Below are 22,727 nucleotides of genomic sequence, written 5' to 3' on the forward strand. Positions count from 1 at the left end.
CTTCATGCCGGGCGGCGCACGAGGGGCAGTGCCGGCGGCCGGCCGGGAGGGAGACGGAGCGGCATCCCGGGCAGAGGTGCGGTGCTCGCGGGCTCATCGGCTGGCCGTGGAGACACGTGTGCCGTTGGCAGCAGTGTTCGGTTTCGAGCACTGTCTGTCAACAGGACGCGCACGACGAGTGCGACGAGGCCGGTCCCGCAGCCCTTCCAGGTCCGCCTTCGCGTAGAGCGGGCGGCCCCTCGCGTCGAGCCCACGCGGGGCCAGGAGCGGCAGCCGGTCGGGGCCGGCGGGCTCGCTTGCCCACCGCCGCACCGTCCCCGCCGGAACACCGACCACGGCGGGGGCCTCGTGCGCCGCGACCAGCTGCACCCGATCCAGGATGCTCACGCCAGCCGCCACTCCTCCTGGTAGTCGGGGTGATCGGCGTACGGGAGCGCGAGAGCGCGGAGCGCGAAGAGCAGTGCGCTGCGGTAGTTGATCGGGTCACCGCGGACGATCAGAACACCGGCTTCGTGGTGGCGGAACTGGTCGACGATCAGCCGCTTGGCGTCGCACTCGGCCAGAACGCGGGCCGGGTCCCAGGCCAGCACATGCGCCACCGCCTGACCGTCGACGTCGGCGACGCCATACCCCGAGCGGGGGAGGGTGCCGTCGGACGCCACGATATGCCTGGACTGTGCCCAGACGCCCGCCCCAGACTCCTGCCACCTGGAGCCGCGCTGGCTGGCTTCTCGTGCGCGTTCCTCGTCCTCGGTGAAGCGTGCCAGCAGGAACTCGGCGAGCGCGGTCACCACTTCCTCCGTTGCTTGCGACGGGTCACCAGCCGGGCGCGGAGCCGCGGGCCCAGTTGGTCACCGCCGACCAGGTCGAGGATGTAACCGGGCGGGGTCATGTTGGTCATCGTCTCCTCCGAGGCTTGCGGGCGGGCGGGTGGCCGACGTGGTGATGCCCGCCAGCCGGACAGCGGTAGGCCAGGACCGCGCGCCCGTCGTACCGGCGGCGGTTCAGCTGCCGGGCCCGGTCCTGCGCCTCGATCTTGCTGAGCTTGTCCTTCTCGGGGAAGGGGCAGGCCTTCGCCTTCACAGCCACCGGTCCATGCGCTCGAGCAGCCAGGCCTTGCCCCTCTGCCATCGGCTGAGTTCCCAGTCGACGTCGACGCGGACGACGGCCTCGCGGCGCACGTGCACCTGCGAGCGGCCGGCGTCGAGGTCGAAGCTGAGCGTCTCCACGTCAGGGTCGCCCAACTCCTCCAGGAGCGTGAACACTTCCTGAGCATCGGTCCGCCGGAGACGGACGTACTGCCCGTCGACGGTGCACACGGTGACCCGAGGGGCGACGTCGGGCAGCTGGTCGTCGATGCTCATGCGGTCACGCCCAGCGTGCGGCCGAGGAACCGCCACTCGCGGTGGGTCCAGGTGCTACCGCACCGTCGGCATTCGATGCTGTCGGAGTAGGCGCTCGCCTGCAGCGGCGTCCCGCAGGTGATCTCCTCGCCGTCCTCGTCGAGCTGGCCGGTACCGACGGGGCAATAGCCGATGCGGGCAGGCGTCGGCTCGCCGTGGACGCGGCCGAGGTCGGTGCGCAGATCGCGCAGCCCCGACCAGTAGTCGGTCACCCAGTCCTGGGCGCAGACCCAGTCGTTATGGGTGGTGAGCAGGTTGATCGCGCTGAAGATCGTGAGCCCGTGGCGGGTGCCACGCGTGGGCCGGTGTCCGTGCCCACCGCGGACGGCCAGCTCCTGGTCGCCCTGCCCGGACGGGCGGGTGACGTGGCCGGCCGAGCAGATGGCGAACAGGCCGGTGGTGCGCGCGCCCATCTCGATGCGGACGATCCGGCGGTACTCGGTGGGCCGGTCGCAGAGCTCCAGCAGACCGGCATTCGGGCCGTCGGGGATCGGCAGCTCGACCGGGCATCGTCCGGCGCCGAGCATCTGCCGGCCGATGCGCACGCGGTCGGTCCACCGGTCGAGGAAGCCGACGACGCTGGTCGGCTCGTTGTCCCTCGGGTTGATCGACCGCTGCCGCGGCTGCCGCGGGCTCTGCACGAGGGCCAGCTCGGCGCGCGCCCGGTCGAGCTCGGTGGCCGCGCCGCGGGCCTGGTCGCTGCGGGGACCGAAGACGGCGACCGCCCGGTCGAGGGCCTTGCTCGCGGCCGCGGCCTGCTCGGTGAGGTCGGCTAGCAGCTGCTCGCGGTCGACGTCGTCCTCGCCCGGCGGGGCTGGCGCCGGCCGTGCGTCGGGGACCCAGGTGCCGCGGGTGGAGCGGAGGTCGGTGAGGGCGGCCGCGGGGATGCTCGCCGGCACCGGGGCGACCGGCTCGTCCTTGATCCGCTTCCGCCCGCCGTCCTGGGTGCGGGGCGCGGAGCCAGCGGCGATGACGAGCTCTAGGCCGACCGCGAGCTCGAGCACCTCGGTGAGGGTGCGCTTGATCCGGTCGGCGCACGGGCGGCAGGTGAGTAGCCCGTCGGCCCGCGGCCGCGGCGGGCGCGGCCAGAGTTCGGTGCGGGTGCGGTCGGCGCAGCCGAGCACGCACAGCTGCTCGGACGTAGCGCCCGCGGAGCCGCATCCGCCGGGCACCGTGCACGGCGGCGGGTGCGCGCCGGGGCCTCCGTGGCAGGCGCAGTTGCCGCGGCAGGGGCAGGAGGAGGTGCTCACTGGTCGGGGGTCTCCTCGGTCGGTGGAGCTTCGGCGGGGATGAGGTGGGAGAGGCCTGCGCCGAGGACCTCCTGCAGATGGATGACGAACTGCCGCTGGGTGAGATGCGGGGCCTGGCCGACGAGGGCGGCCATGCCGGCGACTGCCTTGCCGAGCTGCGGGTCGGACAGGTGGTCGACGGGGAGCCGGAGCTCGAGCAGGAGGTGACGGGCCGTGAGGTGGGTGAGCGTGCGGCAGTGGTCGGGCATCGGGTCGTCTTCGCCGGCCGGGATGCAGCGGCCGGCGAGCTGGTAGATCCCCTTGCGGGTGACCTCGCAGTCGCAGTCGCCGCGCTCGTTGGCGGTCGCCGTGGTGGTGGCCAGGTACCGCTGCAGGTCGGTGATCCGGGTGAAGAAGGGCTCCATGGCGCGGAGCTCGGTGGCGCGCATCAGCTGGCCGTCTCGGTGGTCATCAGGTTCCTCCTGGGCGGGAGCGGCGGCGTCCCCGGCGGGTGCGGCGAGGACTGGCGGTGCGGGGTGACGGCGGATCGGGTGGGCGGGCAGGCGAGGCGCGGGTGGGCGGTGAGCCACCCGACCCGACCCGACCCGACCCGTCCCGATCCCGTCCCGCCCCAGACCGATCGGTCGGGATTCGGTCGGTGCGCGACTCGGGCGCCGCTACTCCCGCGGGGGCGGGGTGCGTTGCGCCTGGTGCGCTGTCCGCATTCGGCTTCGCGACTCCCGCCTGGCTGGCGGGGTGCTGATCGGCCGGCGGTGGCGCCGCGACTCCCTGGGCGGGGTGCGTTGCGCCGATGGTGCCCGTACCCGGTGCCGCGACGCCCACCTGGTTGGTGGGGTGCTGGTCGTCGGGTGCGGTGGTGCTCCGGGCCGGCGCCGCAGCGCCCGCCTGGGGGGCGGGGCGCGACACCTCCGACCCGGACGTCGTGGGGGTGTCGAACAGCTTCGCGCGTTCGCCGATGACCGCGCCGGCGGGGACGGGGTGGCCGCGGTCGGCGAGCTGGTCGACGGTGGAGCGGATGAAGATCAGTGGGGAGGGCGGGGGGCGGAGCTGCCAGCGGGCGTCGTAGTCGGCGCGGGCAGCGGGATCGTCGCGAGCGTCGAGCCACTCCTTGCCGCGGCGGCCGTTGCAGCCGCGGCAGGCGACGACGAGGTCGTCGGGGCCGGTAGCGCGCTGGCCGGCATTCAGGTGGTCGAGGGTCTTGCCGCGGGCGGAGCGGTTGTCGGAGGGTTGGACGACGCGGCCGCACCAGCGGCAGGCGTCGCCGTCGCGGAGCCAGGCCGCCACCTGGAACTCGGGGTTCTGGGTGTCGGCCTTCTGCTGCTTCTCCCACGCGACTTCGGCGGCGAGGCGGATGTGAATCAGCTCGGGGGCGTCGTCGATGAGCTTCCAGCGGCGGCCGGCGCCGCGGCCGTCGAGTGGCCGGATCAGGCCGGCGCGTTCGCAGCGGCGCAGCAGCTGGCCGGCGACCTGGCCGCCGGCGAGGTTGATCTGCCCCCGGGTGATCACGTAGTCGGTGGAGCTGTTCGCCGACAGCGCGGCGAGCTCGAGGAAGAAGCCGCGGCAGGCCGGGCCCATGAGCGGGGCGGCCGGGTCGTTGAGCGCGAGGACGCGGGGGTCGGTGGCGAAGGTGTCGCCGACGCGCAGCCATGCCACGGGGCGTCACCTCCTCCAGGTCGTGTCGGTGCGGGGCAGGGTGGTCGGGTGGTGCGGGGTGGGCGCGGGGCGTCCCAGCGGCGCGCTGGGGCGGCGGACCCCCGGGTGGTGTGCACGGGTCACCCCGAGCTGATGGGGGTCAGAGCCGACGGCGCGGTCGCGGCCTGGGGCAGCTGCCGGTGCGGCGCGGGCCGGACGGGCGGGCGCGGTGGCATTCGGCGCACGAGCTGCTCGGGCGGCACCTGGCGGCCGGTGTGCCGGGCCGCGTGAGCGAGCTGCGCGAGCCGGATCTCCTCGGCCACCTCGTCGAGCGGCACCCGCGGGGCGACCGTCTCGGAGCAGGTCGGGCACGTCCACCGGTCAGCGACAGCGGTGCCCATCACGGCGCACCTACCGTGGCGGTCGTGTGGACACCGACACCGGACGAGGACCTCGAGCGCGAGCTGCGGGCCGCGCTCGCCCGTCCCGGCGCATCTTGGGTGTCCCCGCCGAAGCCGGTCGCCGTGAGAGGTAGGCCCGGACACACCGGATGGCTGTGGGGCCGGATGCGCACCGCCGAGGGCGCCTGGCTCGGCCTGGCCACCGTCCACCAGGGCTTCTTCTTCGAGCGGCCCCTGCTGGACTGGTACCGGGCCGAGCAGCTGCGCGTGCTCTGAGCAGTCACAGCCGTCGACCACCCGGGGGCCGCAGCAGCTCGCCCTCAGCGCCGGTCGGGTTGTCCATGTGCCGCTTGAAGATCTCGGAGATCGCAGCGGAGGACCGCCCCTCGGGGAACGAGGCGGAGGCCGGTTCGACGCCGTAGAAGAACGCGAAGTGGCGGCAGATGGTCGCCGAGTCGGGGTTCTCGAAGGCGATCACACGGTCGATGCGGCCCGGGCGCTTCAGCGCCGGGTCCAGCCGCTCCGGGTGGTTCGTCGTCAGGATCGTCACGAGCCCGTGAGGCGTGGCGACGCCGTCGAGCGCATTCAGCAGACCGGCGGTCGAGATGTCCTTGGTGGAGCCGGCCTGGACCGTCCGGGTGGTTGCTGCGGTGAGGGAGTCGATGTCCTCGAGCAGCAGCACGCCGTGCGGCCTGACCTCGGTGAGCAGGTCGACCAGCTTCACGTCCTCGGCGATGCCGCTCAGCTGCGCGTACCAGAGGTCCATCGAGAGGGCGTTCGTGATCGCCTTCACCGCGCTCGTCTTCCCGGTTCCGGGAGGGCCGGTGAGGAGGTAGGCGCGGTGGTACGGGATGCCGCGGCGCACGTAGTCGCCCTCGCGGTCACGGAAGTCCCGGAGGTCCCGGTACAGCTCCTCCAGGACGTTGCCGGCGGCCACGACCGACTCCATGGTGCGGGCCGGCAGGTCGCTGCGACGCTGCCAGTGCGACCACCTGTCGAGCACCATCAGACCGGGCTTGCGCTTCTCGTCCTGGCGCGACTGGTCGAGGCGGCGCATGAGGTCGACCACGGCGTCCCGGCCGGCCTGCGAGCGGGCCTGGAACACCAGCCTCGGCGGCGGCAGGAACCGCTCGCTCTGGACCGGGCCCGGTCGACCAGCGGCCGGCGTGCCGGGACCGTCGACGAACACCTCCACGCCGTGCCCGTCCACGGTGATGCGCTGCCTCGTCTCGCCGTCGATCAGGAACCGCAGCTGGGGGATGCTCGGCTGGTCGGGGCCCGACGGTGGCCGCTCGGTGCGAGCGAGCAGCGCCCGGCGCCCCAGCGTCTCGTGGTGATCCATGAGCCACTGGTTGACGGCCACGAACAGGTCGTCGTCGGCGGCGATCGCCACCTTCCAGGACCGCTGCTCCTTCCACTCCTCCCAGAGCCGCTTCCCAGCCTCCTGCGCGGCGGAGACCGCCAACGCGGTGAGAGTGGGCAACGGCAGCTGCTTCGGCCGCTGAACCGGGCCCGTCGTCCGGCTGTCCATCAGCGGCCGCCGGAGATCTTCGGGCCGTCGCCGGGGGTGCGGTTGTAGGCGGTGGCGATCGCCATGGCCATCAGCTGGTGCAGCGGCCCGTCCTCGAAGTCGCGCAGCGAGCTGGCGGAGGCGCGGAGCTGCTCGGGGCGGGTCTTGGCCAGCGCCGTGCGGAGGCGCTCGACGTCGATGTTCGGGTGGAGGTGCAGGAGCTGGCCGACGCCGGTGACCAGCGGCGCCTGGTAGGCCGCGGCCGCGGTGCCGTAGGCGGCGAAGAGGACCGCCAGGGTGCCGTCGAGCAGGGCCGGGCCGCCGAGCTTCAGCAGCTTCTCGGCGGCGCCGTAGGAGCGCATGACGCCGTCGGTCGGTTCGGGGCCGACGCGGAGCCCGTGGGCGGCGGCGATCGCCTCGACCTCGAGCACGACGGGGTCGCCGGATCCGCGGCGGGCACGCCACCGGTCGAAGCCGGTGAGCTTCTTGGTGGTGCGGTCCAGCTCGTGCATGAGCGCGGCTTCCTGGGCGACGGTGAGGCCCTCGTGGACGTTGCAGGGCAGCCACACGTCGCCGCCGGCGGGGGAGACGCGGGCCGCGGCGGCGGCGCGGTGCTGGCCGTTGATGACCGCGTACCGCTTCCCGCCGTCGGCGTCGGCGCCCTCGCCGCGGTCGGAGACGTCGATGACGCCGACCATGCGCGGGTCCCACGCGGCGACCATGCGCTTCACGCGGGGCTCGTCGAGGGGTCGCTGGTAGGAGTGGTCGACGCCGAGGTCGCGGGCCTGCAGCACGGTGACGTACGTGGAGGAGGCGGTGGGCAGGGCTGGCGTGTCGCTGTCGGGGGCGGGCTCGGCCTGAACGTCGATCTCGGCGGCGGGCTGGTCGGCGCGCACCGGCTCGACGTCGCCGGGCTGCTCGCCGAGATCTCCGACCGGCTCGGCCGGCGGGTCGGCCTCCTCGACGAGGATGCCGCGGTCGGCGAGCTCGTGCTGCAGCTCCTCGAGCCGCTGGTCCTGCTCCTTCCGGAGGGCCTCCCGTGAAGGCATCGGGGTGTACGGCGCCGGCGACATCGGGGGCGGGCCCTGCCGGCCGTCGAACACCCAGTCGACCAGGGCCTCGTCCCACCAGCCGGTGCGCTCACCGATGGCGTACACCTGCTCGACGGACTTGGTGCGCAGCCGCTCCTCGATCGCCCGAGCGGCGCGATCGAGATCGCCGGACAGCTCGATAGGCGGGTGGAGGTCGGCGGGGGACGTGGTCACAGGAGACTCCTCGGGGAAGTGGGACGACGGCGGGGGCGGTTCCAGAGCGACGGCAGGTCGACGGGGTGCTGAGCGGTTCTCCGGCAGCGCTGGCACATGCAGCCGCCTTTCGGGAACCGCTCGACGATGTGGCCGAACAGCCAGCAGGTGACGGCAGCGCGGACGCTGACGGAGAGCGGTTCCGGGTCCCGGTGGCAGCCGCTCACCGCTCTTCGGCCTCGGCGTGCTTGTGGCGCACCTCGGCGGCCGCCAGGTCGAGGGCGCGCGCCAGTTCCTCCGGGGTCGTGCAGGCGGCGAAGTCCACCCGCACGTCGACGTGCACGCCGTACCCGTCGGCCTGGGCGCGGAGCTGGTGGCGGCTCATGGGGCACCGAACTGCTGGGTCCAGTAGCGGACGCCGGCGGCGCTGACGGTTGCCGCTGCGCCCATGACTGTGAAGGTGCAGTCGAGGACGTTCGCCCGGTGGCCGGGGGACCCCATCCACCCTTCGTGCACCTCGGCGGCGGTGTCGTAGCCGGCGGCGACGTTCTCGCCCCACGCCTGCCAGCGGCCGGGGTAGCGGGAGTGGTGCATCCGGTTCTGCGCGGCTTGCCGGTCGGCGTGCTGCTGGGCCTGCACCTGCAGGTCGGGGTGCGGGGTGACGGGCCCGCAGCCGTGGGTGGCCCGGTCGCGGTTGACGAGGTCGAGCAGGGTGGTGTCGGCCAGCGGCACGGGCTCGGGGGCTGGTGCAGCCGGCTCCGGGGCGGCGGGCGCGGTGGCAGGTGGCGTGCTGCGGGTGGCGCGGGACGCCGGCGGGGGGACGCTGGTCGTCGCCGGGCTGGTGGGGGCGAGGACGGGGCCGTCGTCGGGGCGCCAGGGCTGCGGATCGTCCGGCCCGGGCTCCGGGAAGACCGGGGCGGGAGTGGGAGCGGCGGTCGGCGTGGTGGACGTGACCGGGGCCTGCCGCGCGGTGGTCGGCGCGGCCTCGTCCTGCTGGCCGGCGCCCGGCTGGCCGGTGACGACAGCGAGAGCCGCGGGCATGACGAGGCAGACCGCGGCCAACGCGGCGAAGAACCAGCGAGCGGAGACCCCCCGGTGCGGAGCAGAGTGCCGGCTCACGTCTGGCCTCCGTCCCCGGTGGGGGGCGCGGCAGCGTCGAGCAGAGGGGCCAGCGGACCAGCGATGAGCTCGTCGGCGAAGGAGCGCCAGTCGGTGGCAGGTGGGCCGTCCTCCTGGACCACGAAGCAGCGGCCGTCGCGCCACGTCGCTGCCATCGTTTGCGCGATCTGCCCGCGCAGTTCCTCGGTGCGCCCGTCGTCGGCAACGAGCTCGGCGGCGCGCGGGCAGGCTGCGTTGAGCGCGTCGATCAGCTCCCGCACCGACCGGGGGCTGAGGTTCGCCCACATGGACCGGGCGCTGGTGCCGAGGCCGCGCTCGGGCTCGTCGATGACCACGCGCGTGCCATGTTCGCCCCGCTGGACGGTGATCCACTTCGCGCAAGACGTCGAGATGCGCTCGCCGTGGTCGCCCTGCCCGCCCGGAAAGGCAGCGGGGTGGGGGGCGTGGCCGTGCGCTTCGAGGAACTGCGCCGCGAACTCCCGGACGCCGATGTGCCCATGCCGGGCGGCGACTGCGGAATCCCAGTCCCGCACCTCGGCGAGCGCCGCCCACGCCTCGGCTAGGGCGGTCTCGGCGTAGTCCCGGGTTGCGGCGTCCTCCTCGGCCGGGGTCGGGCGAGGGATCGACGCGACGACGCGCCGCGCCCAGTCGTCAGCCTCGCCCGTGTTGTCGGCCACGGAAGCCGGGGCGGGGCCGAACCACATGCACCCGCACGCCTGCAACTTGCCGCCGACCGACCCGACGGCGGCGGTGCAGTAGCCGTCGCGGTGCGAGTAGCGACGGTGCCCGCAGCGGCACGCCTCGTCGTCCCGGCCGGCGGGCGCGTCGAAGTCGCCCCTCTGGGCGCCGGTCATGACAGCTCCACGTCGAAGAACACGGCGGCCTGACCGCTCAGGCCCGTCTCGTCTCGCACCCAGGTCCGCTCGCCGGGCTCTCGTCCAGCGGGCCGCCAGTGCCCCCACTCGCATCGGGGGTTGTTCAGGTTCCACACCTCGCCCGCGTTGAAGTCGCGGCGCAGTGCGGCCATGGCGAGGTCGCGGGCGGTCTCGACGGAGTGCGTCCGGACCACGCACACGCCCTCGACCTCGTCGTAGCCGAGCAGCATGGCCTCCGGCAGCTTGCGCGGGCGGTAGAGGCGGCCGTCCGGGCGGTACACCGGCGTGGGCACGCGAGGCGGCTCGGGGAACGCCTCTACCTGGGCGGGCTCGCCCCTCTGGGCGCCAGTCACGAGAGCCGCTCCCACAGTGAGTCGCCGTAGGGTTCGCGCACCCGGTAGCGGCCAGGCTCCTCGGGCGGGCCGTCCTGCTCGGACAGCCACTCGTGCAGCGAGCAGGTGAACAGGTCGCCGTCGAGTCGCTCCCGCAGCGGGTGCTGAATCGAGAACATGCCCTCCTCCAGCACGACGATGTGTTCCGTCTCGCGCTCGGACAGCAGCTCGGCCACCGCATCCGGCCGAGGGCAGTCCACCCACGAGCACGTGACGTAGCCACCGCTCCCGACGAACAGGGTCTGGCCGCAGCCCATCGGGCAGTAGCCCGTGACTCCGGTGTCCTCGACGATCATCGGGTGCTCCCATCTGTCAGGCCGACGCGGTTCACGGCCGCGCGGAACTCGCTCAGTTGCGCCTCCAGGCGGTAGACCTCGCGCCACTCGTCGTCGGCGATGCTGGCCAGCCGCTCGGCGACCTCGCGTGTGGTCTCGATGCGGGCCTGGACGCCGGCGATGTGCGCGTCGACCTTCGCCGGGTCCAGCGGCGGCGTTCCGTCGTGGGCGCTGTCGCCCCTCTGGGCGGTCATCGGGACCACACCAGCAGGCAGCAGCCGAACGGGGGGCGCTCGTTCGGCTTGACCTCGGTGGCGCCGGGCTTGATGAACCGCAGACGGCCGGGCAGGAACCGGACCGACAGGTCGTACTCGGGCCGATCGCGGTACGGCTCAACCCACGTCTGCCACCACGGCTGCTCGGGGCGATTCGCAGGCAGCAGCATCACGATGGTGCGAAGGTCGGGTCGTTCGTCCCACTCGCGCCACGCCTTCTCGAGCCACCGGTCGAGACCGGAGTACGGCGGGTTGCACCACACCGACCCGGTCCACGGCTGCAGTAGCCCGTCCGCCAGGCGCGTGTAGTAGTCCGGCGTCTTGGCGTTGTGCGGAGCCGCGGCGACGTCGAGGGTGAACCGGTACTTGGCGTTCAGCTCGTCCCAGAAGTCCTGGGGCGTGCCGCGGTCGTCGATCTCGTCGTCGGCACCCTTGATGGTGACCTGCTGCGGGTGGTTGCTGGCCTTGAAGCCGACGAGGCTCACCGGTCGCCGCCTCGCTCGAAGTGGCCCATTGGTCGCTCCTTCTCGCCCCTCTGGGCGGCGGTCATCGGGTACTCCCGTCGGTCAGGCCCACGCGGTTGACGGCTGCGCGGAACTCCCTCAGCTGCGCCTCCATGCGGTAGACCTCGCGCCACTCATCGTCGGCGAGGCTGGTCAGCCGCTCGGCGGCCTCACGCGTGGTTTCGATGCGCTGCTGCACGTCGGCGATGTGCGCGTCGACCTTGGCCGGGTCGAGCGGTGGCGTCTCGTAGTCGCCCTGGGCGGGCTCGCCCCTCTGGGCGGTCACGACTTCGGCCCAAACTCACGGCGGTGGCGTGCGCGGTAGTCGTCGCCGTTCGGGCCGAGGAAATGCGCCCACAGTTCGGCCAGGTACTCCTCTGTGCACTCGATCCCGTCGTCGGTCGAGTCGCCGCCGTAGAAGACCGTGCAGTTCGGCAGCGCCGTCTGAAGTAGCCGGATCGCGCCGTAGATGTTGGGCCACGGTCCGCGCTCGTAGTGCTGGCCGTAGAAGCGCACCATCGTCGAGAGGGCGATTCGGGGGGCCGGGAACCATTCCTCGTCGTCGCGGTTGAGGACGTTGCCCGTCTTCTGCCAGTCGTCGGCGATATCGCAGCGGTTCTTCATGTAGAGGTTGGCGGCGGCCAGTTCCTCGTCGGTGACTTCACCCTCGGCGTACAGGTTGACGTCGATTCCCATCAGACTTCCTCTCGCGCGAAGTGGCCCTTCTGGGGCTCGCTGCTCATCGCGGCTGCTCCTGGTTCTCGGGAGAGGTGCGGCACGGCGGGACGCCCAGCGAGCCGAGCGCGGTGACGACGCGGTTGACGTGCCGCCACTGCGCCAGGCTGAGACGGACCAGCTCGCGGCCGTCGGGGTTGAGCTCGAGCAGCTCGATCGCGCGGGCCTGCTCGGCGGTGGGCCGGCGGGCGTCGGAGACGTCCCGCATGGAGTCGTGCAGCACGTCGGGGTCGGCGTGGCTGCTCATCGCCGCCGGTCCATGGCCTGCACCCACTGCACGAGCACCGCGGCCAGCTGGATGGCCTCGGTACGCATCGCCGCGGCGTCGCCCACGGCGGCGGCTTCGACGAGCTCGGCGAGTTCCTCTACGGCGATGTGCGTCCAGGACAACTGACCGGATCGGGCGGCGGCGTCGGTGTCGGCCTGAGCCGCCGCGGCGGTCGGCACGCCGTAGAACGCGGCCGCGCGGCGGGCAGCGCCGGCCCCGTGCAGCCGGGAGATCATCACGTCGACGTCCGGGTGGGCCTGGCGTCCCCACTTCGCGTCCTGCCGTGCGCGCTCGTCGGCGACCTCCAGGAGCACGGCGCGCAGACCCTCGCGCGGCAGGGCGGGGGCCGTCACTCGGCACCGTCCAGGCCGTTGCGGCGCAGGTAGTCCTCGTAGGAGCGCTCCGTGACCCGGAAGGACCGTCCGACGCGCACGGCGGTGAGCTCGCCGCCGTGGACGAGCCGGTAGACGGTCATCTTCGACACGCGCATCCCGGTGGCGATCTCGGCGACGGTGAGGAACTTGATCGGCGGGGGCGCGGGGACAGGTCGCGGCAGGGCCGGGATCGGCCGTGGGACGGGGCCGCGCTGGGCGGGGTGGGGCAGGCCGGCGTAGGAACCGACGCTCATCGTTGACCTCCGGTGGTGTGGTGACGCCGGGCCTGCCGGCGGGCGAGGATCCGCTGCAGGCGGTGGACGAGGACCGGCTCCGCGGCCGCGGCGGCGGGCTGCCGGATCAGGTGCGCGAGCCGCTGGTAGAAGCGGGTCGGGGTGATGCCGAACTGGTCGACGATCGCGACTTCCTTCGCGCCCGGGGTGCGCCACCACTGGTCGGCGAACCGCAGGATCGCGTGGTCCTCATCGGCCAGCGGGCCGACCCCGGGCTGTTCGACGGCGGTCACAGCGGCCGCCCGCGCTGGCGCACCCGCTGCAGGGTCACGGCGTCGATGACGCGCGGTGCTCCGCCGTCCACCCACGCGGCGACGGCGATCTTCCCGACGCCCGGGTAGGGGCCGCTGGCGACGTGCTCGCGGTCTGTGGCGGTGTGGCCGGGTGGCCGGGTGCACACGAACGGCATGTCGACGCCGGGCAGCCGGTCGGACTGCGCGGCGCACACGGCGGCGAGCTCGTCGTCGACGTCGGCCGGGTCGGCCGCTCCGAGCAGCGCGCTCACTGCTGCTCTCCGCTCTGCGCGGCCGGGTCCTCGGCGACGACCTCCGCCGGGTCGCCGAGCACCGCGTTCAGGGTGTCCAGGTCGGCGATCAGCACGTCGCGGGCCTTCGAGCCCTCCGACGGGCTGACGATGCCCAGCTGCTCGAGTTGGTCCATGAGCGCGCCGGCCTTGGCGAAGCCGACCCGCAGCTTGCGCTGCAGCATCGACGTCGACCCGAACTTGGACTCGACGATCAGCTCGGCCGCCTGGCGCAGCATCACCGGGTCCAGGCGGCCCTTCTCGGCCACGACCTCGGCCGGCGGCTTCCCGTCCGCGTCGACGTCGTCCTCGGCCTGGGGCAGGCCCAGCGGGACGGCGTCGAGGTTCCACACCACGGTCCCCGGCGCGTCGTCGGTCTCGGGGAGGCGGCGCAGCCAGCCCTCCCGCCAGTCGTCGAGCTGCGCGGCGTAGTCCGGTTCGATGCGCATCGGCATCAGCAGCCCGAGGAAGCTGTCCCCGCAGGAGAACACCAACGAGCTGGACGGGCCCGTCGGCTCCACTGTCAGCGGTCGGGCGTACACGCGGGCGGCGGTGGCGAACAGCGCCATCAGCGCTCCGTTCACCGCCAGCCGGGTCGCCGGCTTCCGCCGCTGCCCCAGGGCCCGGGACATCACCAGCGGCACGTCGGGGAACACCGGTGACTGCGGCTGCCGCGGCAACACGAGCTGCTTTCCCTCGAACAGGCCGCCGGTGTCGGTGATCGTGAAGTGCTCGAGGTCGATGTCCAGGCGCACCGTGTCGCCGACGTCTTCCTCGCCGGGACGGCGGCCCTTGAACAGGCCGAGGATCTCCTTCACGTCGGTGGGGGAGAGGTCGAAGGCTTCCAGCTGGCCGTCGTGGTTGGCCTCGATGGAGGCGATCGCCATGCCGGCCGTGTAGCGGTTGGTCGCGGTGACGGTGAGGTTCTCCTGGCCGACGTCGCAGCGGACGCGGTGCATCGCGGTGTCCTTGTCCGGGGCGGCGTGCACCACCACCGCGCGCAGCGCGTCCCGGAAGTCCTCCGTGGACAGCGTCAGCGACGTCACGGCTTGCCCCCGGTCTGCTTGCGGCGGCGCTCCAGCAGGTCGGTCGCGGACACGATGTCCATGGCCAGCTCCAGCGCGGAGGCCGGCTCGAGCGCGACGAGGACCTGCTCGCGGCTGTCGGTGAGGTTGCGGCGGCCCTCGAAGGAGAGGCGGACGAGCAGCTGCTCGCCGCCGCCGTCGGCGAGGGAGTAGCCGGCGAACGCGTCAGCGCGGACGGCGTCTGCGAGCAGGAGCTCGGTGGAGACCGCGGCCATCTCGCCCGCGGGCAGCGCGGACGGGTCCGGCCCGGTCACAGGTCGACCGCTTCGCTGATCGCGCGCAGCCGGTGGACGAGGGCGAACGCGCGCTCGGTGGCGGCGGCCAGGCGCTCACCGAGCGGGGACGCGGGGGGCTCACCGGGGTCCCGGGCCAGCCTGCTCTCCGGCATGGCGGTCTTCTCGAACTCGGGCGGCAGGACCGGCTTGAGCCGCTGGGCGAACGCGGCGACCTCGTTGTGCGCCTTGGTGAGCTCCTCGTCGAGGCGGTCGAGGCGCTGGGTGAACCGGGACGCCGACGCCGCGGTCGCCATCTTGGCGTCCACGACGGGGTCTCCGGACTTGAGCGACCCGTAGCGGGGACCGATGTACTCGCCGGGCATGGACTGCGGAATGGGGACGGTCACGCTGATCTCCTGGTGGTCTGTGAGGGAGCGGAGACGGGCAGGCCTTGGCGGGCCCGGTCGAGGTTGCGGCGGTGCTTCCGGATGGGCTGCCGGACCAGCCAGTAGGTGACGTCGGCGTCGGTGGGCCACCGCCCGCCAGCGGCGCGCGCGGCCGCGGCCCGGCGCCGCCAGCGGCTGAGGGTGCGGACGGCGACGCCGTATCGGATGGCGGAGGCGAGCAGCGTGTAGCGGTCGGCGTGCTCGAGCGCGGCCCGGATGGTGCGGGGGTCGATCGCTGGGGCACCTCGCCCGTGGGCACCGGCGGGGCGGGCGCTCGACGTTGGCCGCCCCGCCGGGCGCTCCTGGGGCGCGGTCACGACCGCCACCCGCCGTGCTGCTGTGCTGCTGCCGGGGTGTCCTCGTACGGGTCGAACACGGGCCGCGCGGCCGGGGTGAGCACCGTCGGGGTCGGGCAGACGTGCTCCTCCCAGGCGGGCTGCAGCCGGGCCGGCTGCCCGTAGCGGCGCGCGTACGCGTGCCCGTGCAGCGCCCACACGGTGATCCGGCCGCCGTCGACCTGGGCCGGGTCTACGACGATCGGCTCGTCGGTGTCGACGTCCTCGACGTGCACGACCTCGGCCCGACAGCCCGGGCACCTGGTCCGGAGGAGCCGCTCGGCCAGCGGCAGCGGCGCGTTCACCGGGCACCGCCAGCCGCCCGCGGCGGGGCGACGTCGACCCGGGCGCCGAGCGCCGGCGCGCCGGTGACGAACACCCGCTCGCCGGGCACGAACCCGCACGGAGTGAGCCGGTTGATCAGCTGCACCAGGGTCATCCGCTGGCCGCCAGCGACGTGCCCGGAGTCGATCTGGTCGCGGCGGTAGCGGCGGGTCGGCACCGGGCCGGGGTGCTTGGGGACGGCGACCATCAGCTCGACCGGCATCTGCGCGGTGCCGTCCAAGGTGGCCTGGGTGCGGATCTCGGCGAGCCGGTCCATGCACTGCTGCGCGGTCTGGCGGGCCGCGTACTCGTGCACCGCGGCGAGCTCCTCGCGGGTCGGCCTGCCCAGGCCGCCGAGGAGCGCGCGGACAGCGGCCGGGAGCCGGCGGCCGCACAGCGTGCACACGCGCATCGGCGGCGCGAGCTGGGCGGCCGGGACGCCGGCCAGCTTCCGCGGGGCCCGGCCGCACAGCGGCGCCCCGCCGGGCCGGTTCAGCACGTGCACCGTCTGACCCGCCGGGGTGGCGGCCAGCGGGGTGCCCGGGGCCGCGCGCAGCAGGGTGGCCGCCGGGAGCAGCGTGAACACGTCGCCGCTCACGGCCGGCTCCCGGTGACCCACCGCTTCCGGTACGGGAGCGCGACCGGCACGGGGGCGGACAGCCGCACCGGGGCCAGCACCAGCGCCGTGCCGGCGTCCCACGCGGCCACCCCGCCGACGACGGGGGCCAGGACGAAGCGGCCCACCCGCTCGGCGGTCACTCGCTCGCTCCGTCGACCACGAGCTGCTCGACGTCGGACAGCGTGTAGCCCTGGGCGACCAGGAACCGCAGCCACCGCGCCCGGTCCTTCAGCATCCCGACGTCGCCTCGCCAGGAGTCCTTCGCCATCGACGACTCGATCGCGCCGGCGACGTGGGCCAGCAGCTGCAGCGGCAGCCGGGCGTCGGGCACCTGCTCGCCGCTGGTCAGCGACTGCGCCGGGTCGCCCCAGGTGCGGCCGGGCTTCACCAGGCCGAGCTGCTCGGTGGCCGCGTCACCGTCGCCGGCGGCGGGCATCCCGGTCAGCCACCGCTCGAAGATGCGCGGGTTGGCGGCGAGCTCCTCGACCGCGAACCGCAGCACCTCCTTCGGCGCCGACCGGCGCGCCAGGAACTCGCGGATCCACGTGCGCCGCACGGCGTTCGCGGCGGCCATCGCCTTGTTGTTCTCGATTACCTCGCGCCGCTCGGCGCGGGCGGCCTTCTTCTCCTCCTCGGTCTCCGGCTTGGGCGAGCCCGACGCTGTCGACGAGGCCCACCGGTCGACGTGACCGTTGGCCTTCCAGTCGGTGCAGATCTCCTCCTCGTGGAGGCGGTCCTCCCACGACGTCGTCGCCAGGTGCACCGCCGCGCCGGGACAGGACAGGTGCTCGGCCTCCCGGTCGGCCAGCCAGGTGCCGTCGGCGTCGTTGAGCCGGGTGAGCCGCGCACCGGCGGGCGCGAAGTCCTCCACGACGACTCGGCCGGCGGCGCGCAGCTCGGCGGCGCGCGCCTGCAGCTGCGCGTCGGCCTTCCGCTGGCGCTTGATCTGCTCGACGGCGTGCGCGAGCTGGCCGGGGCCCCGCTCGGCCGCGTGCAGCAGCCGACCGCGGGCCTCGGGGTCGTCCGCGAACAGCGCGATCACCGCGGCCGACTCCAGGTCGAGCTGCTGGGCATCGACCTCTGCCGCGGACTCCGGGTCCAGCCGGGCGACACCGGCCGCCTTCTTCACCCGCTTCTGCCCGAGCCCGGTGCGCCTGGCCACCTTCGCCACGGGCATCCCGAGGTCGAGCATCTGGGCGACGCCGCGGGCCTCTTCCATCGCGGTCAGGCCCTCGCGCTGCAGGTTCTCCGCGAGCATCGCGCCGATGTGCTCGGCGACGCCCGGGCTGTCGTCGGAGTCGACGGCCAGGTCAGCGCGCACCACGCACGGCACGGCGTCCAGTCCGGCGGCGATCGCCGCGGCCGCGCGCCGGTGCCCGGCGATCAGCTGGAAGCCGGTCCCGTTGATCGGAACGACGGTGAGCGGCTCGATCACGCCCTGCTCGCGGATCGACTCGGTCAGCCCGGCCAGGTCGCCGAGGTCGGCGCGGATGTTGCGCGGGTGCGGGGCCAGGTCGTGCGGGTCGAGCAGCTCCACTCGCAGCTCGGTGGACTCCATGGTGGTCACCAGATGACTCCCTTCGCGCGGCGTCCTCGCGGGGACAGCACGTAGACCTCTTCGGGGGGACAGCCGGGCCCTCGCACGTTGCGCAGCTGCCCGGTCTTGACGGCCCAGCCGTCGGCGACGAGCTCGGACAGGCGGGGCGCGACCGAGTACCGCTCGGTCTTCGAGTCGAAGGACCGCCGGTACCAGTTCCATGCCTCGATCGCCGTGGTCCCCTGCGGGCCGATCTGCACCAGGTGCTGCAACACGCGCGCCCGGAGGCTGCCGGCGCGGTAGGCGACCAGCCGGGCGGCGGTCGCCTCACCGGCCGTCGCGTCGGCGTGCACCGCGGCGGCCGGCCGAGCCGGGTCCGGCAACGGGTAGGAAGTGCGCTGCACCACACCCGCGCCGGAGTCGACCGGAGGGCGGGCCGCGAGGTCCTCGTCGGGCACGACGAGCCACTCGTACACCTCGGCGCCCGGCATCAGGTCCGCCGAGCACACCGGGCCGATGAAGTAGCGGACGACCGGCCGTCCGGTGCACGGCTGGCCGTTGTGGCGGCGGATGCAGCGCAGCTCGCCCACGGGCCGCTCGACGACGGTGGTCACGCGCCCGGGTCCTCGGTCGACACGACGTCGATGACCGACACGTTCCGGCCCCGGATCCAGCAGGGGCCGCCGTCGCTGGCGTCGAACTCGACGAGCGTCGGGTAGTTCTTCGCCGCCGCAACGTCGTTGCGCAGGCGGTGCGCGTACGCCTTCGCGTCGGCGGTGGGCATCGGCACCGTCGCCAGCCAGGTGCCGGCCACTTGCACGCGGACGACGCCCAGCGTTCCGAAGCCGGCGGTCACAGCCGCACATCCAGGCGCGTGCCGAGCTCCACCACGGCCCCGGGAGGGGTGCCGGGCTCGGCCGGCTGCTCACGGCGGTCCCGCTCTGCCAGCGTGCGGCCGACCGCCAGTCCGAGCGCGACGGCCAGTCCGCCCCAGGCGGCCAGGAACAGCAGCACGTAGACCGCCGCCTGGGCGCCGGTCACCGCTGCCGCCGCGAGTCGCGGGTTCGCTGGGCGAACACCTGCTCCGCCTCCGCGCGCACCAGGTCGCGCAGCGCGGGACCGTCGACCTGGACGCGCACCACCGGGGCGCCCGCGCGGTCGACCAGGCGGGACACGCGCGAGACCGGGTTCTTCAGCAGCCGCACGGCGGCCACCGCGGCGCCCGCCGTGGCGAGCCCACACGCGACCACGGCCTGCTCGAGCCGGAACCTCATCACGACTGCGCCTCGATCCACGTGTCGAGGAAGAACAGCCCGACGGCCAGGATGACGAGCGCCAGGACCACCGCGGCCGTCAGCCAGACGAACCGGTGCGCGGCATCGCTGCCCGGCTCCGGGCGGGGCCGCGGGGCCGGGACGGGCGGCAGGTGCGGGATGCGGGGGATCTCGACGGTGTCGTCGTCACGGACCGGGCCGAGGAGGTCGGTGCGGAAGTCATCGGCCCCGGGAACCAGGCGGAGGGGAGCGAGCATGGGATGATCCCTTCTTGTTGGAGCCCTTCCGCGCGCTGCCAGGCGATGAGCGGGAGGGCTTCGGCGTCTACTGAGAGGCGGGCGACCGGACGGCGGGGAAGCGCCGCCCGGTCACACGCCTTCGAGGTGCGGGTGTTGCGGGCCCGGCCGGCGCCACGGGGGGAGCGCCGGCCGGGGGCTCAGGAAGCTCCGGCGGTGTGCCGGGCGAGGCGGCGTCCCTGGTGGTCGCCGGCGGCCGGGACAGCGCGCATCAGGCTGTCCAGGCGGTCGAGTTCGGTGAGGTACTGCTCGACCCGGCGCAGCGACGCAGGGTCGTCCCGCAGGTGCGGTGCCCCGGCGATGCGGGCCAGGTAGGCGTCGTGCTCGGCCTGTACCTCGCGACGGCGGGCGGCCAGCCGTGTGCTGTCGAGCTGGCGGCGCCGGCCGGCGCGGTCCTTACACGCCACGGCTTTCCGTCCGGGCGTGGGGGTGTAGGTGCCGGAGGCCTTCTGCATCGCCTTCGACAGCTCGCGCACCTGTGCCTCGCTGGCGGACGGGTTGATCCGCACCTCGTGCCCGTCAGGCGCGGCGTACACCAGGAAGCCCTTGGAGTTCACGCCGGTCTGCCGGTAGCCGAGGCGCTCGGCCTCGGCGAGCAGGCTCTTCACGAGCCGCTTCACGAGGCCCTCGCCATGACGTTGCGGACGGCGGTCTCCCCGGTGGGGTCGCTGTACTCGAGCACGTAGCGCAGCTCGGAGCGGGCCTCGAGCTCGACGCGCTGCTGGGCCGTCAGCTGCAACTTCGCGGCGAGGACCTGGCCGAAAGGCAGGCCGGCGACCGTGGAACGCAGGTAGGAGCGCACCATCTTGGCGACCCAGTTCGGCGACCGGTGGATGCCCGCAGACTCGAGGAGGCTGTGAGTGTCCCGGATCAGCTGCTCGGGGGTGGCGGCCGTCGTGGAGCACCGCGCGCTGGGGGAGGCCGTCAAGCCTGGTGGGCTCATCAGGAGGCCGCCGGCGCGGTCATGCCGTTCAGGACGGTCGAGGGGAAGCGCAGCCCTCCGGAGGGGAGGCGGACGTGGTCGATCTGCCCGTTCGACGCCCATCGGCGCACGGTGCCGGGATCGACTCGGAGGGCCTGAGCGACCTCGGAAGTCGTGAGCAACCGGGGGACCTGTGACATGCACAGGATGCAACACGTTCGGGTGACCCGTGTCAAGCACAGGTCGCCGGGTCTATTGCGCGTTCTGCGCGTTATGCATCAAGATGTGTGCATGACAAGCACCCAGCCGAGACTGGCATGGATCCCCACAGCGCACAGCTTCGGCGCGCGCCTTGCGCTGGTCAGGCAGCGCATGGGGTGGGGGAACGTCAAGGAGGCCGCCGTCGCCTGTGGCATCCCCGTCGAGTCGTGGCGATCGTGGGAGCGCGACGGCGTGTCGCCGCGACGCATCGTCGACATCGCTCGGGAGATCAGCCAGCGGACCGGCGTCGACTACATGTGGCTGCTCACCGGCGAGATGCCGGCCGAGACCAGCCCCCGGCCGGATGGACCGGATGGGTGCGCCATCAGGGACTCGAACCCCGAACCCGCTGATTAAGAGTCAGCTGCTCTGCCAATTGAGCTAATGGCGCGCGCCCGGCAGGCCGGGCGACGAGGGGAAACGATACCAGCGCCCCCACGGCCGGGGAGCAGGACGCCGACGAGGTCCTCGACACACCCGCCCGTGTGCCGTCGGCGCACGTCACCGCACCGTCCGGACGTGGACACTGGAGTGGCTGCACCCAGTGGGTGGTGCGGGCGGTGAGAGGAGTCGCGGGGTGCGGCGAGCAGCGGCGGCCATGGCCGCGGGAACGCTGGTGTTCCTGGCCGGGTGCGGTGGGGACGGCGGCGGCAGCGGATCGGACGACGCGGCCGTCGAGACCGCGCCGGCGCAGGTGGTCCTCGCCCCCGAGGACGGTGCCACCGATGTCTCGCCGCTCGTCCCGCTGGAGATCTCCGTCACCGACGGCGAGCTCGCCGAGGTCGCCCTGGTCGACGACGCCGGCGCCGCCGTCCCGGGAGAGCTCGCGGAGACCGACACCGGTGCCGAGGTCTGGACGCCGGAGAGCCCGCTCGCGTACGGCACGACCTACACCCTCACCGCGACGGCGGCCAACGACGCCGACGAGGAGACCGAGGCGTCGGCCACCTTCACCACGGTGACGCCGGCCGCGCTGTCGACGCCGTCCATCGGCCCGCTGGACGGCCAGACCGTCGGCGTCGGCATGCCGATCCGCGTGTGGTTCGACGACCCGGTGGCCGACAAGGCCGCAGTCGAACGCAACCTCGTGGTCACGTCGTCCACCGCCACCGACGGGGTGTGGAACTGGTTCAGCGACACCGAGGTGCACTTCCGGCCCTCGCAGTACTGGCCGGCGAACACCGACGTCACCCTCGACGCGAAGCTCTACGGCGTCGACTTCGGCGAGGGCGTCTGGGGCGAGAAGGACCGGACCGTGTCCTTCAGCATCGGTGCGAAGCACGTCTCCATCGCCGACGCCTCCACCCACACGATGGAGGTCTACGACGGCGATCGGCTGGTGCAGACCTTCCCGATGAGCGCCGGCAGCCCGAAGAACCCGAGCTACAACGGCGCGCACGTGGTCACCGAGATGAACCGCGACCGGATCATGGACTCCAGCACCTACGGCGTGCCGGTCGACAGCCCCGAGGGCTACCGCACGCCGGTCGAGTACGCCGTCCGGATCTCCGACAGCGGCGAGTTCGTGCACGCGGCGCCGTGGTCAGTGGCCCAGCAGGGGCGCGAGAACGTGTCGCACGGCTGCATCAACCTCTCCACCGAGAACGCCCGGTGGTACTTCGAGTTCACCCGCCCCGGCGACGTCGTCGAGATCCGCGGGTCGAGCGCCGGCGCCCTGCGCTCCGACGTCTACGACTGGACCATCCCCTGGGACGAGTGGCAGGCCGGCAGCGCGCTGAAGTGACGCGTCCGCGCTGATCACGGCCGTCCGCGGGCGTTTCCGGGGGTCGGCCGACGGGCACCCTCCGGGGCGACTCGAGGGAGGTCCACCGTGGATACGTGGCTCATCGTGCTGCTGGTCGTCCTGGCCGTGGCAGTGGTCGTGGTGCTCGCCCTGCTGCTGAGCAAGCGCTCGCGCATCGCGCAGGCGCGCAAGCGGGAGCAGGCCCGCGAGCACCTGCAGGAGGCGCAGGTGAGGTCGGCCCGCGCGGAGAAGGAGCGGGCACTCGCCGAGGAGCAGTCCGCGCAGGCCCGTCGCGAACTGGCCGAGGTCCAGGAGCGCGCCGCCCTGGCCGAGCAGGAGGCGCGGGAGCGCGCCGCCCGCGCCGACGAGGACCGCTCCGAGGCCGACAGGTTGCGAGCCAGCGCGCAGAAGGCCGCCCCGGACCTCGTGTCCGGTGGCACGACGACTGTCGATGACGGTCGCGGCACCGCCGGCCGGCACGCCGTCCAGCCGGACGGGGTCCCGGCGGACGGTGTCACGGAACCGCGCCCCGACGAGCACGGCACGGGTGGTGCCACGCGCCGCTGACTTTTCCCCTCCCCGGCGGTCCAATGCACC

The 22,727-nt window shown here is 73.6% G+C and carries 42 protein-coding genes and 1 tRNA gene; 3 read left to right on the forward strand and 40 right to left on the reverse strand.

Translation table 11 applies throughout. The annotated features are described in order from the left end of the window. Nucleotides 1–383: 383 nt before the first annotated feature. The 7 genes from A6V29_RS09705 to A6V29_RS20850 all read right to left on the reverse strand — a co-directional run bounded on the left by A6V29_RS09705 (nt 384) and on the right by A6V29_RS20850 (nt 4,686). Nucleotides 384–791, reverse strand: coding sequence for a DUF6221 family protein (locus A6V29_RS09705; RefSeq protein WP_137160102.1), 408 nt, complete (start codon nt 789–791; stop codon nt 384–386). Between the two features lie 106 nt (nt 792–897). After that, nucleotides 898–1,089 (reverse strand): hypothetical protein, encoded by a 192-nt coding sequence (locus A6V29_RS09710; protein WP_137160103.1) that lies wholly within the window; start codon nt 1,087–1,089, stop codon nt 898–900. After that, entirely contained in the window at nt 1,080–1,364 is a 285-nt protein-coding gene (locus A6V29_RS09715; protein ID WP_137160104.1) for a hypothetical protein, read from the reverse strand. The genes A6V29_RS09710 and A6V29_RS09715 overlap by 10 nt, the downstream gene beginning before the upstream one ends. Continuing rightward, nucleotides 1,361–2,527, reverse strand: a complete 1,167-nt coding sequence (locus tag A6V29_RS09720) for a hypothetical protein (protein WP_137160105.1) — start codon at nt 2,525–2,527, stop codon at nt 1,361–1,363. The genes A6V29_RS09715 and A6V29_RS09720 overlap by 4 nt, the downstream gene beginning before the upstream one ends. A 122-nt stretch (nt 2,528–2,649) precedes the next feature. After that, on the reverse strand, nt 2,650–3,081 hold the full coding sequence (locus A6V29_RS09725; RefSeq protein WP_137160106.1) for a hypothetical protein: 432 nt from the start codon (nt 3,079–3,081) through the stop codon (nt 2,650–2,652). A 22-nt stretch (nt 3,082–3,103) separates the two neighbouring features. Then, nucleotides 3,104–4,306: an HNH endonuclease gene (locus tag A6V29_RS09730; protein ID WP_137160107.1), complete on the reverse strand. Its 1,203-nt coding sequence runs from the start codon at nt 4,304–4,306 to the stop codon at nt 3,104–3,106. A gap of 119 nt (nt 4,307–4,425) precedes the next feature. Further along, nucleotides 4,426–4,686 (reverse strand): hypothetical protein, encoded by a 261-nt coding sequence (locus A6V29_RS20850; RefSeq protein WP_170977803.1) that lies wholly within the window; start codon nt 4,684–4,686, stop codon nt 4,426–4,428. A gap of 24 nt (nt 4,687–4,710) precedes the next feature. Between A6V29_RS20850 and A6V29_RS20855 the strand changes: the two genes are divergently transcribed. Beyond that, the gene (locus A6V29_RS20855) at nt 4,711–4,962 is read left to right on the forward strand and encodes a hypothetical protein (protein ID WP_170977804.1); all 252 of its coding nucleotides are present in this window, start codon (nt 4,711–4,713) and stop codon (nt 4,960–4,962) included. Nucleotides 4,963–4,966: 4 nt separating this feature from the next. Here A6V29_RS20855 and A6V29_RS09740 read toward each other — a convergent pair whose 3' ends face one another. From A6V29_RS09740 to A6V29_RS09885, 33 genes are all read right to left on the reverse strand, one after another. Beyond that, on the reverse strand, nt 4,967–6,169 hold the full coding sequence (locus A6V29_RS09740) for an AAA family ATPase (RefSeq protein WP_170977805.1): 1,203 nt from the start codon (nt 6,167–6,169) through the stop codon (nt 4,967–4,969). A gap of 47 nt (nt 6,170–6,216) precedes the next feature. Then, nucleotides 6,217–7,461, reverse strand: a complete 1,245-nt coding sequence (locus A6V29_RS09745) for a DUF6551 family protein (RefSeq protein ID WP_137160110.1) — start codon at nt 7,459–7,461, stop codon at nt 6,217–6,219. A 202-nt stretch (nt 7,462–7,663) separates the two neighbouring features. Beyond that, on the reverse strand, nt 7,664–7,825 hold the full coding sequence (locus A6V29_RS20860; protein ID WP_170977806.1) for a hypothetical protein: 162 nt from the start codon (nt 7,823–7,825) through the stop codon (nt 7,664–7,666). Next, nucleotides 7,822–8,559 carry a CAP domain-containing protein gene (locus A6V29_RS09750; protein WP_137160111.1) on the reverse strand — a complete coding sequence of 246 codons (738 nt, stop codon included), beginning with the start codon at nt 8,557–8,559 and terminating at the stop codon, nt 7,822–7,824. Before A6V29_RS09750 ends, A6V29_RS20860 begins: the two co-directional genes overlap by 4 nt. Beyond that, entirely contained in the window at nt 8,556–9,413 is an 858-nt protein-coding gene (locus A6V29_RS09755; RefSeq protein ID WP_137160112.1) for a hypothetical protein, read from the reverse strand. The genes A6V29_RS09750 and A6V29_RS09755 overlap by 4 nt, the downstream gene beginning before the upstream one ends. Then, the gene (locus A6V29_RS09760) at nt 9,410–9,727 is read right to left on the reverse strand and encodes a hypothetical protein (protein WP_170977807.1); all 318 of its coding nucleotides are present in this window, start codon (nt 9,725–9,727) and stop codon (nt 9,410–9,412) included. The genes A6V29_RS09755 and A6V29_RS09760 overlap by 4 nt, the downstream gene beginning before the upstream one ends. A gap of 56 nt (nt 9,728–9,783) precedes the next feature. Further along, nucleotides 9,784–10,122: a DUF6085 family protein gene (locus A6V29_RS09765; RefSeq protein WP_137160114.1), complete on the reverse strand. Its 339-nt coding sequence runs from the start codon at nt 10,120–10,122 to the stop codon at nt 9,784–9,786. Beyond that, nucleotides 10,119–10,355 carry a hypothetical protein gene (locus A6V29_RS09770; protein ID WP_137160115.1) on the reverse strand — a complete coding sequence of 79 codons (237 nt, stop codon included), beginning with the start codon at nt 10,353–10,355 and terminating at the stop codon, nt 10,119–10,121. The genes A6V29_RS09765 and A6V29_RS09770 overlap by 4 nt, the downstream gene beginning before the upstream one ends. Continuing rightward, entirely contained in the window at nt 10,352–10,861 is a 510-nt protein-coding gene (locus tag A6V29_RS09775) for a DNA N-6-adenine-methyltransferase (protein ID WP_137160116.1), read from the reverse strand. Before A6V29_RS09775 ends, A6V29_RS09770 begins: the two co-directional genes overlap by 4 nt. Before the next feature lie 61 nt (nt 10,862–10,922). Continuing rightward, on the reverse strand, nt 10,923–11,165 hold the full coding sequence (locus A6V29_RS09780) for a DUF4200 domain-containing protein (RefSeq protein ID WP_137160117.1): 243 nt from the start codon (nt 11,163–11,165) through the stop codon (nt 10,923–10,925). After that, a complete protein-coding gene (locus tag A6V29_RS09785) occupies nt 11,162–11,575 on the reverse strand; it encodes a hypothetical protein (RefSeq protein ID WP_137160118.1) in 414 nt (137 codons plus the stop codon). Before A6V29_RS09785 ends, A6V29_RS09780 begins: the two co-directional genes overlap by 4 nt. Before the next feature lie 43 nt (nt 11,576–11,618). Further along, nucleotides 11,619–11,861, reverse strand: a complete 243-nt coding sequence (locus A6V29_RS09790) for a hypothetical protein (RefSeq protein WP_137160119.1) — start codon at nt 11,859–11,861, stop codon at nt 11,619–11,621. After that, complete coding sequence (locus A6V29_RS09795) at nt 11,858–12,235, reverse strand: hypothetical protein (protein WP_137160120.1); 378 nt, start codon at nt 12,233–12,235, stop codon at nt 11,858–11,860. Before A6V29_RS09795 ends, A6V29_RS09790 begins: the two co-directional genes overlap by 4 nt. Beyond that, a complete protein-coding gene (locus A6V29_RS09800) occupies nt 12,232–12,510 on the reverse strand; it encodes a helix-turn-helix domain-containing protein (RefSeq protein ID WP_137160121.1) in 279 nt (92 codons plus the stop codon). The genes A6V29_RS09795 and A6V29_RS09800 overlap by 4 nt, the downstream gene beginning before the upstream one ends. Then, nucleotides 12,507–12,782, reverse strand: coding sequence for a DUF3263 domain-containing protein (locus tag A6V29_RS09805; protein ID WP_137160122.1), 276 nt, complete (start codon nt 12,780–12,782; stop codon nt 12,507–12,509). Before A6V29_RS09805 ends, A6V29_RS09800 begins: the two co-directional genes overlap by 4 nt. Further along, nucleotides 12,779–13,054, reverse strand: a complete 276-nt coding sequence (locus A6V29_RS09810) for a hypothetical protein (protein WP_137160123.1) — start codon at nt 13,052–13,054, stop codon at nt 12,779–12,781. Before A6V29_RS09810 ends, A6V29_RS09805 begins: the two co-directional genes overlap by 4 nt. Then, complete coding sequence (locus tag A6V29_RS21250) at nt 13,051–14,118, reverse strand: DNA translocase FtsK (RefSeq protein WP_249933146.1); 1,068 nt, start codon at nt 14,116–14,118, stop codon at nt 13,051–13,053. Before A6V29_RS21250 ends, A6V29_RS09810 begins: the two co-directional genes overlap by 4 nt. Continuing rightward, nucleotides 14,115–14,411: a hypothetical protein gene (locus tag A6V29_RS09820; protein ID WP_137160124.1), complete on the reverse strand. Its 297-nt coding sequence runs from the start codon at nt 14,409–14,411 to the stop codon at nt 14,115–14,117. The genes A6V29_RS21250 and A6V29_RS09820 overlap by 4 nt, the downstream gene beginning before the upstream one ends. After that, nucleotides 14,408–14,779: a hypothetical protein gene (locus A6V29_RS09825; RefSeq protein WP_137160125.1), complete on the reverse strand. Its 372-nt coding sequence runs from the start codon at nt 14,777–14,779 to the stop codon at nt 14,408–14,410. Before A6V29_RS09825 ends, A6V29_RS09820 begins: the two co-directional genes overlap by 4 nt. Further along, a complete protein-coding gene (locus A6V29_RS09830) occupies nt 14,776–15,135 on the reverse strand; it encodes a hypothetical protein (RefSeq protein WP_137160126.1) in 360 nt (119 codons plus the stop codon). Before A6V29_RS09830 ends, A6V29_RS09825 begins: the two co-directional genes overlap by 4 nt. Then, the gene (locus A6V29_RS09835; RefSeq protein WP_137160127.1) at nt 15,132–15,458 is read right to left on the reverse strand and encodes a hypothetical protein; all 327 of its coding nucleotides are present in this window, start codon (nt 15,456–15,458) and stop codon (nt 15,132–15,134) included. The genes A6V29_RS09830 and A6V29_RS09835 overlap by 4 nt, the downstream gene beginning before the upstream one ends. Then, on the reverse strand, nt 15,455–16,075 hold the full coding sequence (locus A6V29_RS09840) for a hypothetical protein (RefSeq protein WP_137160128.1): 621 nt from the start codon (nt 16,073–16,075) through the stop codon (nt 15,455–15,457). Before A6V29_RS09840 ends, A6V29_RS09835 begins: the two co-directional genes overlap by 4 nt. Beyond that, on the reverse strand, nt 16,072–16,236 hold the full coding sequence (locus tag A6V29_RS20865) for a hypothetical protein (RefSeq protein WP_170977808.1): 165 nt from the start codon (nt 16,234–16,236) through the stop codon (nt 16,072–16,074). The genes A6V29_RS09840 and A6V29_RS20865 overlap by 4 nt, the downstream gene beginning before the upstream one ends. After that, nucleotides 16,233–17,654, reverse strand: coding sequence for a ParB/RepB/Spo0J family partition protein (locus tag A6V29_RS09845; protein ID WP_249933148.1), 1,422 nt, complete (start codon nt 17,652–17,654; stop codon nt 16,233–16,235). Before A6V29_RS09845 ends, A6V29_RS20865 begins: the two co-directional genes overlap by 4 nt. 5 nt (nt 17,655–17,659) lie before the next feature. After that, nucleotides 17,660–18,247, reverse strand: a complete 588-nt coding sequence (locus A6V29_RS20870) for a hypothetical protein (protein WP_170977810.1) — start codon at nt 18,245–18,247, stop codon at nt 17,660–17,662. Then, complete coding sequence (locus A6V29_RS09850; protein WP_137160130.1) at nt 18,244–18,489, reverse strand: hypothetical protein; 246 nt, start codon at nt 18,487–18,489, stop codon at nt 18,244–18,246. The genes A6V29_RS20870 and A6V29_RS09850 overlap by 4 nt, the downstream gene beginning before the upstream one ends. After that, nucleotides 18,486–18,674, reverse strand: a complete 189-nt coding sequence (locus A6V29_RS09855; RefSeq protein ID WP_137160131.1) for a hypothetical protein — start codon at nt 18,672–18,674, stop codon at nt 18,486–18,488. Before A6V29_RS09855 ends, A6V29_RS09850 begins: the two co-directional genes overlap by 4 nt. Beyond that, nucleotides 18,671–18,907 (reverse strand): hypothetical protein, encoded by a 237-nt coding sequence (locus A6V29_RS09860; RefSeq protein ID WP_137160132.1) that lies wholly within the window; start codon nt 18,905–18,907, stop codon nt 18,671–18,673. Before A6V29_RS09860 ends, A6V29_RS09855 begins: the two co-directional genes overlap by 4 nt. Then, nucleotides 18,907–19,164 carry a hypothetical protein gene (locus A6V29_RS09865; RefSeq protein ID WP_137160133.1) on the reverse strand — a complete coding sequence of 86 codons (258 nt, stop codon included), beginning with the start codon at nt 19,162–19,164 and terminating at the stop codon, nt 18,907–18,909. Before A6V29_RS09865 ends, A6V29_RS09860 begins: the two co-directional genes overlap by 1 nt. Before the next feature lie 179 nt (nt 19,165–19,343). Then, nucleotides 19,344–19,823 carry a hypothetical protein gene (locus A6V29_RS09870; RefSeq protein ID WP_137160134.1) on the reverse strand — a complete coding sequence of 160 codons (480 nt, stop codon included), beginning with the start codon at nt 19,821–19,823 and terminating at the stop codon, nt 19,344–19,346. Beyond that, nucleotides 19,820–20,131 (reverse strand): hypothetical protein, encoded by a 312-nt coding sequence (locus tag A6V29_RS09875; protein ID WP_137160135.1) that lies wholly within the window; start codon nt 20,129–20,131, stop codon nt 19,820–19,822. Before A6V29_RS09875 ends, A6V29_RS09870 begins: the two co-directional genes overlap by 4 nt. 14 nt (nt 20,132–20,145) lie before the next feature. Next, a complete protein-coding gene (locus tag A6V29_RS22055) occupies nt 20,146–20,325 on the reverse strand; it encodes a helix-turn-helix domain-containing protein (RefSeq protein WP_137160136.1) in 180 nt (59 codons plus the stop codon). Between the two features lie 379 nt (nt 20,326–20,704). Next, a tRNA-Lys gene (locus A6V29_RS09885) sits at nt 20,705–20,777 on the reverse strand. A gap of 186 nt (nt 20,778–20,963) precedes the next feature. On the opposite strand from A6V29_RS09885, the gene A6V29_RS09890 reads away from it, so the two are divergent. Further along, nucleotides 20,964–22,130, forward strand: a complete 1,167-nt coding sequence (locus A6V29_RS09890) for a L,D-transpeptidase (RefSeq protein WP_249933147.1) — start codon at nt 20,964–20,966, stop codon at nt 22,128–22,130. 87 nt (nt 22,131–22,217) lie between these two features. After that, nucleotides 22,218–22,697 (forward strand): hypothetical protein, encoded by a 480-nt coding sequence (locus A6V29_RS09895; RefSeq protein WP_212719196.1) that lies wholly within the window; start codon nt 22,218–22,220, stop codon nt 22,695–22,697. Nucleotides 22,698–22,727 lie beyond the last annotated feature (30 nt).

The organism is Blastococcus sp. CCUG 61487 (assembly GCF_005222955.1).
Classification (GTDB): Bacteria; Actinomycetota; Actinomycetes; order Mycobacteriales; family Geodermatophilaceae; genus Blastococcus.

Bases quoted from the DNA above. Each gene is read 5' to 3' on its own strand.
- A6V29_RS09800 (WP_137160121.1), bottom strand. From the start codon at position 12,510: ATGAGCGTCGGTTCCTACGCCGGCCTGCCCCACCCCGCCCAGCGCGGC.
- A6V29_RS09770 (WP_137160115.1), bottom strand. From the start codon at position 10,355: ATGACCGCCCAGAGGGGCGACAGCGCCCACGACGGAACGCCGCCGCTG.
- A6V29_RS20860 (WP_170977806.1), bottom strand. From the start codon at position 7,825: ATGAGCCGCCACCAGCTCCGCGCCCAGGCCGACGGGTACGGCGTGCAC.
- A6V29_RS09785 (WP_137160118.1), bottom strand. From the start codon at position 11,575: ATGGGAATCGACGTCAACCTGTACGCCGAGGGTGAAGTCACCGACGAG.
- A6V29_RS20850 (WP_170977803.1), bottom strand. From the start codon at position 4,686: ATGGGCACCGCTGTCGCTGACCGGTGGACGTGCCCGACCTGCTCCGAG.
- A6V29_RS09845 (WP_249933148.1), bottom strand. From the start codon at position 17,654: ATGGAGTCCACCGAGCTGCGAGTGGAGCTGCTCGACCCGCACGACCTG.
- A6V29_RS22055 (WP_137160136.1), bottom strand. From the start codon at position 20,325: ATGTCACAGGTCCCCCGGTTGCTCACGACTTCCGAGGTCGCTCAGGCC.
- A6V29_RS09755 (WP_137160112.1), bottom strand. From the start codon at position 9,413: ATGACCGGCGCCCAGAGGGGCGACTTCGACGCGCCCGCCGGCCGGGAC.
- A6V29_RS09860 (WP_137160132.1), bottom strand. From the start codon at position 18,907: ATGAGGTTCCGGCTCGAGCAGGCCGTGGTCGCGTGTGGGCTCGCCACG.
- A6V29_RS09715 (WP_137160104.1), bottom strand. From the start codon at position 1,364: ATGAGCATCGACGACCAGCTGCCCGACGTCGCCCCTCGGGTCACCGTG.
- A6V29_RS09765 (WP_137160114.1), bottom strand. From the start codon at position 10,122: ATGATCGTCGAGGACACCGGAGTCACGGGCTACTGCCCGATGGGCTGC.
- A6V29_RS09725 (WP_137160106.1), bottom strand. From the start codon at position 3,081: ATGCGCGCCACCGAGCTCCGCGCCATGGAGCCCTTCTTCACCCGGATC.
- A6V29_RS09865 (WP_137160133.1), bottom strand. From the start codon at position 19,164: ATGCTCGCTCCCCTCCGCCTGGTTCCCGGGGCCGATGACTTCCGCACC.
- A6V29_RS09790 (WP_137160119.1), bottom strand. From the start codon at position 11,861: ATGAGCAGCCACGCCGACCCCGACGTGCTGCACGACTCCATGCGGGAC.